Genomic DNA, 12695 nt, shown 5'->3' on the forward strand with positions numbered 1-12695 from the left:
CGCAGAAGGCGACCGCAGAAAGGCGCGCAGGCTCAGGCGTGGGCCGCACGGCGCAGCAGCTCGTCCCAGACCTCGTTCACACGGGCGTCCAGATCTTCCAGCGAGCCGTCGTTGGGGATCACGATGTCGGCGGCGGCCAGCCGCTCGTCCCGGCTCGCCTGGGCGGCGATGCGGGCCTTGGCGTCGGCCTCCGCCATGCCGCGGTATGCGGCCAGGCGGCGGATGCGCAGCTCGTCGGGGGCGTCGACGACGATCACCACGTCGTACATGGAGGCCAGGTTGTTCTCCACGAGCAGCGGCACGTCGTACACCATGATCGTGTCGTCGGGGGCCGTACGCTGCAGCTCCGCCACCCGCTCCCCCACCAGCGGATGCACGATCGCGTTGAGCGCCGCCAGCTTCTCCGAGTCGTTGAAGACGATCGAGCCGAGCTTCTCCCGGTTGAGCGAGCCGTCGGGACGCAGCACATCCTCGCCGAACGTCTCCACCACCCGCGCCAGCCCCGGCGTGCCGGGCTCGACCACCTCGCGGGCGATCACGTCGGCGTCTATCACCATCGCGCCCTTGGCCGCGAGCCGCTTGGACACCTCGCTCTTGCCGGAACCGATCCCGCCGGTGAGCCCGATCTTCAACACGCGGGAAAGCCTATCGCCCGCCATCCCCGCCGGTCCCTCAGGCCGCCGGCTCCGGCGTCATGCGCAGGTGGATCAGGGTCAGGTGGTCGTCCATGCGCTCGCGGTGGGTCTCGCGGTAGCCCAGCCTCCGGTAGAACCGCAGGTTGGCCTCCGACAGGTGACCGGTGAACAGGTCGAACGCCTGCGCCTGCGGCACCCGCTCGTGCAGGGCGCGCAGCAGGGCCGTACCGATGCCTCTGCCCTGGAGGTCGGGGGCCACGATCAGCCGGCCGACCAGGCAGGTGGTGCCGGCCAGGCGGCCGCGTACGGCGCCGACGATGCGGCCCGCCTCGACCGCCTTGAGCACCACCGCGTCCTCGATGACCTTGCGCACCTGTTCGAGCGACTCGACCAGCGGCGGGATGTAGGGGTCGCCGTACAGCTGGGCCTCGCTGACGTAGGCCGCCCGCTGCAAGGTCAGGACCTCGCCCGCGTCGTCGGGCACCGCCTGCTCGATCACCACCCGTCGCAGCCTACCCTCAGCGGCCCTCCCCCGCCGTGAGCTCGCCGGGGCACACCGTACGCGGCTTGGGCACCACGCCGTTGACCAGGAAGTCGTGCACGCGTGCCCGCAGGCAGGCGGCCCGCAGCTTGGCGGCCCCTTGCAGGAGGTACGCGTCGTGCCCGTCCCCGTGCCACAGCACCACCGCGCCGGGGATCTGCCTGGCCAGCCGAGCCGCCGCCGCAGGCGGGCTCACCACGTCGAGCCGCCCGATCCCGACCAGTACAACCGCCCCTGACCCTCTCTCAGCGGGTCGCGCAGCACGACCGCTTCGTGACGCACCACGATCGGCACCCGCCGACCCGCCGCCACCGATGACCGCCGACCCACCGCCATCGCCATCCGCCGACCCGCCACCACCGATGACCGCCGATTCGCCACCACGGGTCCGGCCCACCTCACCATCCACTTCGCGGCCGGCACCCGCGTCCGGGGTTGCCGCCGAGCCGGTGGCACTGCCCTGCGGCCCGCGACCACCTCTGAGCAAGGGGTCACCACCACCGGCCTCCGGTTCGCCGCCACTCCGGCCCACGGAGCCGGCATCATCACCGGCACCACCTCGGGGCGAGGAACCGACGGCGCCGACCTCCGACCCAGCACCATAGCGGGGCGAGGCGCCGAGGCCGCTGGGCTCAGAAGCGTCACCGCCTCGGGGCGTGGGGACGGTGGCACCGGGCTCCCATACGCCGCGGCCGTGGGGCGAAGGGCTGGTGGCGCCGGTCCGCGCCGACCGGCTTCCGGCCGCTCCCGAAGAGGCCGGCCCTCGCCGCTTCCGGCTGACGCGGGCTGCCCGCCACCTCCGGCCGGCGCGGACTCGTCACCACCTCCGGCCGGCGCGGACTCCTCAGCACCGGTCAGCCGGGACCGGTCGATCCGCAGGGGGTGAGGCCGCCAGCTCGGGCGGGTGTCCAAGCCGAGGCACTTGCCGACCTCGTAGCGAGCGGTCAGCCACCCCACCCGAGGTGCCACCTCACGCAGCCGGGACTCCATGCGCAGGAAGCTCCGGTAACCGGGCACGACGGGCATGAAGTCGTGGCAGTGCATCGCACGGGAGACGGTGGCAGGCGCGTCAGGCCGCCGCACGGCGGCGAGCGCCGCCAGCGCCCGGACATCGCCCTCCTCTGCAGCGGCGAGCGCCCTGGCCAGCTCCGGCCACCGCCGCGCTTCAAGCCCGGCAAGCACGGCGGCGGTGATCCTCCGCTCGTCGATCACCCGCCCGGCCCGGACGCCCTCCCCCGCCCGCCCACGCAGCGCATCACGCCCACCCGGCAGCCGCTCATGCTCCTCGTCGCGTGCCGCACGGTGCTCCGAAGGCGGTCTCTTCACCGCGCCACCACGCCCAGGAGCGACGGCCGACGGCTCCCCACTCAGCAAGCCGCCATCGACCAAGGGCGCCGCACCCAGCAGCCGACCGAGCCGAGACCCCCCTACCAGAGGTTCTTCGCCGAGCAGCCCATCGACCCGAGGCTCCACCTCCGAAGAAGCACCGCCACGCGACCCCCGGCCCCCAGAACCCGCAGCCGAAGCCGCCTCACCGATCAGACCACTCACCTCAGGACCCGCCACCAGAGGCGCCGCGCCCAGCAACCTTTCAAACCCGCGAGCCGCCGCCGAAGGCGCTTCCCCAAGCAGCACATCCACCCCAGGACCCGCCGCCCCAGAACCCGCCGCCGCAGGCACCCTGCCGGCCGGCCCACCGGCTCCGCCGCCCGCCACCGAAGGCTCCTCGCCGGGCAGCCCACCGTCACCAGTGCCCGCCGTCGAGGACTTCCCACCGAGCAGGGCATCGCCACCGGGGCGCACCGCCTCTGGAGAGACGAGGCCGACCAGCCCGCCGGCCCAGAAACGGCTACGCCAGGCGCACCGGCCAGCAACCCGCCAAGCCCGACGCCCGCGACCAGCGGAGCCTTGCCGAGCAGGGAGCCGAGATCAGGGCCGGAAGCGGAACGGGGCTCGCCAAGAGAACCCGCACGCACATGCCCGCGTGCCGCCGGTGTTCCGGCGGGCGCGCGCTCCTGCCCGGGACCCTCCGGCAGAGGCACGCGATCGTGCCCGGAACCGACCGACAGAGACGCGCGCTCCTGCCCGGAACCGGCCGACAGAGACGGGCGTTCGCGTCCAGGTTCAGCGGGCGAAGGGGCGGGATCACGTCCAGGCCCAGCGGGCGAAGGAGCGAGTGTTTGGCGCCCGGGACCAACGGACGAAGGAGCGAGTGTTGTGCGCCCCGGATCGACGGACGGAGAGGCGAGGTCGCGTCCCGGACCAGTAGGCAGCGGGGTGCGTCCGTGCTCAGGCTGGACCGGCAAGGGGGCGCGTTCGAGGAGGTCGTCCAAGACCGCGATCGCATCGCCGTCGAGCGGACACCCCAGCCGACCGGCGCACCAGTCGCGGAAGGAGCGCAGCCGCCGCTCGGCCGCACGGGCGCGGGCGATGAGCCGCCTGCCCAGGCTGGGCTCGGAGTGATCGGGTACGCCCTCCAGGTACATCCGCCCGACCTTGCCGGGGAACAACTCCAGGTACGCCTGCCCGTAGACGGCCCCGTACCCGTTGCCGAAGTACCGCAGGCGACGCTCGCCGAGCGCGTCCCGCAGGACGTCGAGGTCGTGTGCCACCTGCCAGGCCGTGAGGCCGTCGTAGGCGGGCCCGGAGGCGATCCGGCAGCTTCTGTCATAGGCGGCGTTGTGACCGGCGTAGGAGCGCCATGCGGCCTCTGTGGAGGCCAGCTGGAGCCTCCGGGGGTCGGGCGGCGGCACGGAGCAGCGCACCATGGCGGTGCTCCCCCGGTCACCGATGCCGCGCGGCTCGAAGAGCACCACGTCGAACCACCGGGCAAGCTCGCTCACCGTGTCGGGCCGGGCGCGCACGCCCTGGATGGTGGAGCCCTCGCCGGTGTTCACGATCAGCGGGCCCAGGCTGCGGCGCGGGTCGCGGGCGGGCAGCCAGGCCAGGTCGATCTCCGTACGCGTCCCGCCGGGCCGCTTCCAGTCGACGGGCACCGAAAGTCTCCCGCACCTGAGCCCGTCGCCGCACTCCCGCCATCGCACCCGCCCGAGCCGGCCGTTCGCCGCGCCGGGCGGCTCCGCCCACAGCCCGCCATCGTCACGCCCTCTCGGCGCGTCCGCCGGGTCCGCCACGCCCGACGCGGCCGGTACGGCGGCAGCGAGGACGGCGATGACCGCCGTGAGACCCGCCGCCGCCCGGATGACCGGCTGAACCATGCCCACGTACGTCGCTCCTGACAGTCGCAGCCACCAAGCGCCGCCCAGTTTGGCAGCGCCCATCACCACAGGTCACAGGTTTGCAAAGACCCTCAAGTAAAATCTCGGCGCGCCAGCCGACGAATCCGGAAAAGTTCGCTCATGTCGTGTGCGAGTCAAGCGGGCTGACGACTCGCAACACGCCGCCGGGGTTCCAACGCGCCCGGTGAGCGAGGAGAAGCACGCCCCAGGGCGGCAAAAGCAGCCCGCGTCTGCGACCGCCGGGGCCTGGGGGCGGTGCAGGGCACGCGGCTGGTGGGGCGGTCGTCGGCGCGAGAACACCCGGCCTCCGATCCAGCACGGCAGCGGCCCCAGGAGCGCGGCGCCGGCGTAACAAAAGCAGCGGAAAACCTCCCCGGCATGCGGAAGGCCCCGCACGGTGATCCGTGCGGGGCCTTCCGCCACTTCTTTCCGGCCACGAACCCGAGGCGGCTAAGCCTCAGGCGGCGGCCGATGCCCGGTGCGGGGCGTCAGCTCTGGCCGCCCGCGAGCTTCTCGCGCAGCGCGGCGAGCGCCTCGTCAGAGGCGAGCGCGCCGCTGGCCGGAGCGGACGAGCCGCCCTGCTGGCCCTGGCTCTCGCCGCTGTAGGACGAGGGAGCGGCCTCGCCGGCCTCCGCCTCGGCCTTGCGGGCCTCCTCGATCTGCCGCCTGTGGGCCTCGTAGCGCTGCTGGGCCTCGGCGTACTGCCGCTCCCACTCCTCGCGCTGCTTGTCGAAGCCCTCGAGCCACTCCCCGGTCTCCGGGTCGAAGCCCTCGGGGTAGATGTAGTTGCCGTGCTCGTCGTAGGTGGCGGCCATGCCGTAAAGCGTCGGGTCGAACTCGACCTCGGCACCCACGCCCTCGTTCGCCTGCTTCAGCGAGAGGCTGATGCGGCGACGGTCGAGGTCGATGTCGATGATCTTGACGAAGATCTCGTCGCCGACCTGGACGACCTGCTCCGGGATCTCCACGTGGCGCTCGGCCAGCTCGGAGATGTGGACCAGGCCCTCGATGCCCTCCTCGACCCGGACGAACGCGCCGAACGGCACCAGCTTGGTGACGCGGCCCGGCACGACCTGGCCGATCTGGTGGGTGCGGGCGAACTGCTGCCAGGGGTCTTCCTGGGTGGCCTTGAGCGACAGGGAGACGCGCTCGCGCTCCATGTCGACGTCGAGGACCTCGACCGTGACCTCCTGGCCGACCTCGACGACCTCGGACGGGTGGTCGATGTGCTTCCAGGACAGCTCGGACACGTGGACCAGACCGTCGACGCCGCCGAGGTCCACGAAGGCACCGAAGTTGACGATCGAGGAGACGACGCCCTTGCGGACCTGACCCTTCTGCAGGGTGTTGAGGAAGGTCTGGCGAACCTCGGACTGCGTCTGCTCGAGCCAGGCGCGGCGCGACAGGACGACGTTGTTGCGGTTCTTGTCAAGCTCGATGATCTTGGCCTCGAGCTCACGACCCACGTACGGCTGCAGATCGCGAACACGGCGCATCTCGACCAGGGAGGCGGGGAGGAAGCCCCGCAGGCCGATGTCGAGGATGAGACCACCCTTGACGACCTCGATGACGGTGCCGGTGACGATGCCGTCCTCGTCCTTGATCTTCTCGATCGTGCCCCAGGCGCGCTCGTACTGAGCACGCTTCTTGGACAGGATCAGGCGGCCCTCCTTGTCCTCCTTCTGGAGAACGAGAGCCTCGACGTGTTCGCCGACCTCCACGACGTCAGCGGGATCGACATCGTGCTTGATCGAAAGCTCGCGCGAGGGGATGACACCCTCGGTCTTGTAGCCGATATCGAGAAGAACCTCGTCTCGATCGACCTTGACGACGGTGCCCTCGACGATGTCGCCGTCGTTGAAGTACTTGATGGTCTCGTCGATCGCCGCGAGGAAGGCTTCCTCGGACCCGATGTCGTTGACCGCTACCTGCGGGGTGCTCGAGGTGGCCTCAGTGCTGGACGTCATGTGTGGAATTGCTCCGAACGCGGACAGGATGTCGATGTGGCGGATGCGCGGCAGGCCCTCTTCCGCATCAAGCCGAGGAATTACGACATCGACGTGACCGAGCGCGAGCCCGCTCCGTCTGAGGCGCGCGCGAGCCCACAGCGCAGCGATCAGCATATGAGACCAACGCCACGGGGTCAATCCGGGGAGGTCTCAGTAGGTGATGACCTGGAGCCCATGCTTGGCGACGATATTACCCCGAGCTTTCTTCGGAATGGAGATTCTTTCCGGGTCGCCGTCGCTCACGAAGCGCTTGCGGGGATGGCGGTCCAGCCACTCGAGCCAGTATTGGGAGCACCACTTGCGGCACTCCCCCTTCTTGCCGTTGCTCTGGATGCGCTGGATCGCCCCGCGGTCGAACTTTTTCGCGTACGGCGAAACGGACGGCTCGGCCCCGGCGAGGAACACGCCGGCGAAGTCGTAGCGCGTGCCCTTCCACGAGCCCTTCCTGGCCGTCTTCTTCCCCCGGGGCATCGACCCGTACGGCAAAGCCATGGTCTGGGACGGCGGCGCGCCGAGCTTCTTCAGCAGCCGCTCGAGCCGGGCGATCTGCTCCCTGACCTTCTCGCTCTTGAGCGTGCGCAGGTCGGGGTGGCTCCAGGTGTGGTTGGCCACCTCGTAGCCGTGGTCGACCAGCCACCGCACGGCCGCCGCCTGCGCGTCGTGCTCGCGCAGCCCGAACGGCTCTTTACTCACCCAGAACGTGGCCACCGGCCGGAAGCCCGGATATCGGGCGGCCACCTCCTGGATGATGCCCACGGCGGTGTCGGGCCGCGGCCGGCCCTTGGCGTCCAGCGCGAAGTGGCTGGGGTGGCCGTCGTCGAACGTCAGCACGACGGGGAACTTGCCGGCCGGCACCCTGATGTCGCCCTTGACGAACTCGGCCGCCGTGATGGGCACGTAGCCGCGCTTGGCCAGCTTCTCCAGCTCCTTGCGGAGCTGGGCGGGCGTACGGTCGAGCGAGGCGCGCCGCTTGGCGAGGATGCGGTGGTACATCAGCACCGGCACCAGCCCCGCCTCGTTGGCGCGCACCTGCCGGGCGAACTCGGGCGTGGACACCACCCCCGGCGGCTCTCCGACCGGGGTGGGCGCGGGCGGCTCCGCGCTGCCCTGGACGGTGGTGGCGGCCTCGGGTCTGGCGTGCGGTCTCGGCTCGCCTGGCATGAGGACGAGCCCGATGACGGCGACCGTGATCACCGCTACGTTCGCGACGACGATGATCCGCGTGAGTGACGCTGGTAACCGCACGAAACTCCCGGCCGTTCGGTGATGACGGCTCCACACATTAGTGCAGAACCGCCCACGGCGCGGCTTTCGCGGCTACCGCCCCAAGCCCTCCCCGGCCCCGCCCGGTCAGTGTCCGGCGTCCTCCCAGGTGCGGCCGACGCCCACCGAGACCTCCAGCGGGACGCGCAGGTGGTAGGCGGCGTTCATCTGCTCGCGTACGAGCTGGGTGAGCCGCTCCAGCTCGCCCGGCGCGACCTCGAACACCAGCTCGTCGTGGACCTGCAGCAGCATCCGCGAGGCCAGCCCCTCCTCGGCGATCGCCCGGTGCACGTTGAGCATGGCGACCTTGATGATGTCGGCCGCCGAGCCCTGGATGGGGGCGTTGAGCGCCATCCGCTCGGCCATCTCGCGGCGCTGGCGGTTGTCGCTGGTGAGGTCGGGCAGGTAGCGGCGGCGGCCCATGATCGTCTCGGTGTAGCCGTCCTTGCGCGCCTGGGCGACGATGGCCTGCAGGAAGTCGCGGACACCGCCGAACTCCTCGAAGTACTCCTCCTTCAGCGCCCGCGCCTCGGCCACCGGGATGTTGAGCTGCCCGGCGAGCCCGAAGTCGGACAGGCCGTAGGCCAGGCCGTAGTTCATCGCCTTGATGCGGGCCCGCAGCTCGCCGTCGATCTGCTCGGGCGGCAGGTCGAACACGCGGGCGGCGGTGGCCTGGTGGAAGTCGTGGCCCGACTCGAACGCCTCGATCAGGGACTCGTCGCCCGACAGGTGGGCCATGATGCGCAGCTCGATCTGGCTGTAGTCGGCGGTCAGCAGCGTCTCGTAGCCCTCGCCGACCACGAAGCCCTGCCGGATGCGGCGGCCCTCGGCGGTGCGAATCGGGATGTTCTGCAGGTTGGGCTTCTCCGACGACAGCCGGCCGGTGGCGGCGATGATCTGGTTGAACGTGGTGTGGATGCGCCCGTCGTCGCCGATCTCCTTGATGAGGCCCTCGACCGTGGTGCGCAGCTTCTGCTGGTCGCGGTGGCGCAGCATGATCGTGGGCAGCTCGTGGTCGGTCTGGGTGGCCAGCCAGGCGAGCTGGTCGGCGTCGGTGCTGTAGCCGGTCTTGATCTTCTTCGTCTTGGGGAGGTTGAGCCGGACGAAGAGGATCTCCTGCAGCTGCTTGGGCGAGCCGAGGTTGAACTGCTCGCCGACCGAGCGGTGCGCCTCCTCCACCGCCTGCTTGACCGCGGCGCCGAACTCGGCCTCGAGGGCGGCGAAGTAGTCCCGGTCGACCGCGATGCCGGTCCGCTCCATCTCGGCGAGCACCGACAGCAGCGGCAGCTCGACGTCGGCCAGGAGCTGGGTGCCGCCCCGGCCGGCCAGGAACTTCTCCAGGGCTTCGGCCAGCTCGAGCACGACGTGGGCGCGCAGCGCGAGGTCCTTGGCCGGGGCGTCCTCGTCGTCGCCGAAGAGCGCGGCCTGCCCGTTGTCCTCGTGCTCGGCGCGCAGGTCGCGGTGGAGGTAGCGGCGGGCGAGGTCTTCGAGCGCGAACGTGCGCTGGCCCGGCATCGCGAGGTAGGCGGCGAGCGCGGTGTCGCAGCTCAGCCCGCGCAGCTCCATGCCCTGCGCCCACAGCGCCAGAATGGGCCCCTTGGCGTCGTGGACGGCCTTGGGCTTGGTGTCGTCGCCCAGCCAGGCACGCAGGGCCGCCTCGTCCTCCTCGGTCAGCTTGACCGGGTCGATGTGGGCGGCGGTGCCGTCGGGCGAGGCGATGGCGATGGCGTCGATGCGGCCGGTGCCCCTGCCGTAGACGCCCTTGAACGCGAGCCCGGCCCGGCCCTCGGGCAGCGCCGCGAGCCAGCCGGCCACCCGGCCGGGGCCGAGCAGCACGGTCTCGACCTCGAAGCCCTGCTCGGGCTCCTGCTCGCCGGTGCCGAGCACCTTGAAGACCCGATCGCGCAGCTCGCCGCGGATCTGCAGGGTGTCGAACAGCTTGTCGATCTCTTCGCGCTCCCAGGCGCCCTGCTTCAGCTCGGCGGGCTCGGCCTCGATCGGGACGTCGCGCAGCAGCTCGGTCAGCCGGCGGTTCATCAGCACCTGGGCGACGTGTTCGCGCAGCTTGTCGCCGACCTTGCCCTTGACCTCGTCGACCCGGTCGACGAGCGCGGCGAGCGAGCCGTATTCGCGCACCCACTTGGCCGCGGTCTTCTCCCCCACGCCGGGGATGCTCAGGAGGTTGTCGCTGGGGTCGCCGCGCAGGGCGGCGAAGTCGGGGTACTGCGCCGGGGTCAGACCGTATTTCTCCTGGACCGCCTCGGGGGTGAAGCGGGTCATGTCGCTGATGCCGCGCCGCGTCATCAGGACCGTGACGTGCTCGTCGACGAGCTGCAGCGCGTCGCGGTCACCGGTGACGATCAGAACGTCCATGCCCTGCTCGCGCGCACGGGTGGCCAGGGTGGCGATGAGGTCGTCGGCCTCGAAGCCGGCCTTGGACAGGCGCGGGATGCGCAGCACGTCGAGCAGCTCGAAGATGAGCTGCATCTGGCCGCGGAAGTCCTCGGGCGTCTCGGCCCTGTTGGCCTTGTAGTCGGCGTATTCCTCATGGCGGAACGTCGGCTCCGACCGGTCGAAGGCCACCGCGACATGCGTGGGGCGCTCGTCGCGCAGGACGTTGGTCAGCATCGAGGTGAACCCGTAGACCGCCTCGGTGTGCTGACCGTCGGTGGTCATGAGGTTGGCGTCTTTGAGCGCGTAGAACGCGCGATAGGCCAGCGAATGCCCGTCGAGCAGCAGCAGGCACGGGCGGCTGGGGGTCACTTCACTCTTCGGCACACCCGCAGCCTAGTCTGCGTCTCCGACAGAAAACCCGAGCTCGGAAGAGTGGAGGCGTCACTTTGACGCAGACCGACCCTATGGACGTCTCGATACTCCGCGACATGCACAAGAACACGCTCGCCGACCGGATGGGCATCGAGTTCCTCGAGGTCTCGGCGGAGCGGGTGGTGGGCCGGATGCCGGTCGAGGGGAACACGCAGCCGTACGGGCTGCTGCACGGCGGGGCCTCGGCGGTGCTGGCCGAGACGCTGGGCTCGGTGGGCGCGGCCGTGCACGCCGGCGCCGGCCGGATCGCCGTGGGCATCGAGATCAACGCCACCCATCACCGCTCGGCCCGCGAGGGCTGGGTCACGGGGGTGGCGACCCGGCTGCACGGCGGCAGGACGCTGGCGACGTACGACATCGAGATCACCGACGAGCAGGGCAGGCGCGTGTGCACCTCACGCCTCACCTGCATGCTTCGTGACGCTTGACCAGAAGCGTCCCATACGTCACTCTCTTTGACCCTTTGCGCATGCCCCCCGCGGGTCGCTACGGTGGTTTCACCAGAGCCCGCGGGGAGGCCAAGTAGAAAACGTGTCCGGCCCCGCGTATGCGGGGTGCTCCCGTGTACGGCCGACGGCGCCTGACATGGCCCCAACGGCCGCCCCCGCGGGCTCGTCCACCCTTATCTTCCGATCGTTACGAGATCGTTTCCTCCGCGCGCCAGGTGTCTACCCCGATTTAGCCCCTGACCTGCCACGTTGTTTGCTCACATCAGTGACACACGCATGTCACTAATTGGTGACGAACGATACTGAAACGGGCGTAGCCGCAATAAGCTCCCGCCATTGCATCCCAGTTGTGCCTGCGATGCGCGCGTGTCGAGATGGAGGGGCACAACCCCGCCTTGACCTACTTGAGGGAGCACCATTGCGCAGAGCCGTGATCGCGTTCACGGCCTTTCTGAGTGGACTCATCTTCCTGCTTGCCGGCCCCGCGCACGCGGATCCAGCCGATTGCCAGGGGTTGAGGGGAACGCTCAAACTCCAAGGCCAGCCAGTGAACGGCGCCAAAATCGCCGTGACCACCGAAAGCGGGCAACCCGTCGAGGAGGTCACCACCAATCCCCAGGGCACGTGGGAAGTACAGGTCGACAAACCGGGTAAGTACAAGGTCACGCTCGATGTCAGCACCCTTCCGCAGAACGCGGAGGTGCGCGGCGGCAACAACACCCGTACGCCGACCGTTTACGAAGGCAACTGCTCGACCGTCCTCTTCGCGCTCCAGCCCAAGGGCGCGGCCGGCGAGCAGCAGCAGGAGGAGGGCGGCACCAGCGGCGGCAGCACGTTCTGGGCGCAGGCCGCCCAGCTCACCTTCGAAGGCCTCAACCTCGGCCTCATCATCGCGCTGGCCGCGCTCGGCCTGTCGCTGATCTACGGCACCACCGGCCTGACCAACTTCGCCCACGGCGAGCTGGTCACCCTGGGCGCCCTGCTGGCCTACGGCTTCAACGTCGGCCTGGGCCTGCACCTGATCCCGGCCGCCATCATCGCCGTCCTCGTCGCAGCGGTGCTCGGCTACTTTCAGGATCGCCTGTTCTGGGGCAAGCTCCGTAAGCGGGGCACCGGCATCATCGCCATGATGATCATCTCGATCGGTGTGGCGCTCTTCATGCGCTACATGTTCCTGATCTTCTTCGGCGGCCAGACCGAAGCGTACGCCCAGTACAACGCGCAACCGGGCATCGAGATCGGCCCCATCTCGGCCGCTCCCAAGAACCTGGTCGCCATGGGCATCGAGCTCGTCGTGCTGATCATCGTCGGGTTCGCGCTGCTGCGGACGAGGACCGGCAAGGCGGCCCGTGCGGTGGCCGACAACCCGGCGCTCGCGGCCTCCTCCGGCATCAACGTCGACCGCGTCATCAGGATCATCTGGACCGGCGGCGGCGCCATCGCCGCGCTGGCCGGCATCATGCTGGCGCTCTCCCAGAACCTGAAGTACACGATGGGCCAGGAGATCCTCCTGCTCATCTTCGCCGGCGTGACGCTCGGCGGCCTGGGCACCGCGTTCGGCGCCCTGGTCGGCTCGCTCGTGGTCGGCCTGTTCATCCAGGTCTCCACGCTGTGGGTGCCGCCGGAGCTGAAGAACGTCGGTGCGCTGGCCGTGCTCATCATCGTGCTCCTCGTTCGGCCGCAGGGCATCCTGGGCCGCCGCGAGCGGATCGGCTGATCGGGGGAGGATCAGA

The 12695-nt window shown here is 70.3% G+C and carries 9 protein-coding genes; 2 read left to right on the plus strand and 7 right to left on the minus strand.

The window, feature by feature from the left end; genetic code table 11:
- Positions 1–32 precede the first annotated feature (32 nt).
- The 7 genes from coaE to polA form a co-directional block, all read right to left on the minus strand.
- Positions 33–635, minus strand: coding sequence for a dephospho-CoA kinase (gene coaE / locus WBK31_RS21640; protein WP_364054584.1), 603 nt, complete (start codon positions 633–635; stop codon positions 33–35).
- 37 nt (positions 636–672) lie between these two features.
- A complete protein-coding gene (locus WBK31_RS21645; protein ID WP_364057482.1) occupies positions 673–1134 on the minus strand; it encodes a GNAT family N-acetyltransferase in 462 nt (153 codons plus the stop codon).
- Between the two features lie 19 nt (positions 1135–1153).
- Positions 1154–1708, minus strand: coding sequence for an alpha/beta hydrolase (locus WBK31_RS21650; protein WP_406673044.1), 555 nt, complete (start codon positions 1706–1708; stop codon positions 1154–1156).
- Positions 1709–2723: 1015 nt separating this feature from the next.
- Positions 2724–4400 carry a hypothetical protein gene (locus WBK31_RS21655; protein ID WP_406673045.1) on the minus strand — a complete coding sequence of 559 codons (1677 nt, stop codon included), beginning with the start codon at positions 4398–4400 and terminating at the stop codon, positions 2724–2726.
- Between the two features lie 503 nt (positions 4401–4903).
- Complete coding sequence (gene rpsA, locus WBK31_RS21660) at positions 4904–6382, minus strand: 30S ribosomal protein S1 (RefSeq protein ID WP_364054587.1); 1479 nt, start codon at positions 6380–6382, stop codon at positions 4904–4906.
- Between the two features lie 192 nt (positions 6383–6574).
- The gene (locus WBK31_RS21665) at positions 6575–7669 is read right to left on the minus strand and encodes a polysaccharide deacetylase family protein (RefSeq protein ID WP_364054590.1); all 1095 of its coding nucleotides are present in this window, start codon (positions 7667–7669) and stop codon (positions 6575–6577) included.
- A gap of 105 nt (positions 7670–7774) precedes the next feature.
- Complete coding sequence (gene polA, locus WBK31_RS21670; RefSeq protein WP_406673046.1) at positions 7775–10465, minus strand: DNA polymerase I; 2691 nt, start codon at positions 10463–10465, stop codon at positions 7775–7777.
- A gap of 104 nt (positions 10466–10569) precedes the next feature.
- On the opposite strand from polA, the gene WBK31_RS21675 reads away from it, so the two are divergent.
- Positions 10570–10941: a hotdog fold thioesterase gene (locus WBK31_RS21675; protein ID WP_364054596.1), complete on the plus strand. Its 372-nt coding sequence runs from the start codon at positions 10570–10572 to the stop codon at positions 10939–10941.
- A gap of 568 nt (positions 10942–11509) precedes the next feature.
- The gene (locus WBK31_RS21680; protein ID WP_364054599.1) at positions 11510–12679 is read left to right on the plus strand and encodes a branched-chain amino acid ABC transporter permease; all 1170 of its coding nucleotides are present in this window, start codon (positions 11510–11512) and stop codon (positions 12677–12679) included.
- The last annotated feature ends 16 nt before the right edge of the window (positions 12680–12695 follow it).

It is taken from the genome of Nonomuraea sp. N2-4H, from assembly GCF_045291505.1.
In the GTDB taxonomy this organism is placed as follows: domain Bacteria; phylum Actinomycetota; class Actinomycetes; order Streptosporangiales; family Streptosporangiaceae; genus Nonomuraea; species Nonomuraea fastidiosa.

What these genes read in the sequence shown, in the direction of transcription:
- rpsA (WP_364054587.1), bottom strand. Translation starts at nt 6,382, where the DNA reads ATGACGTCCAGCACTGAGGCCACCTCGAGCACCCCGCAGGTAGCGGTC.
- WBK31_RS21675 (WP_364054596.1), top strand. Translation starts at nt 10,570, where the DNA reads ATGCACAAGAACACGCTCGCCGACCGGATGGGCATCGAGTTCCTCGAG.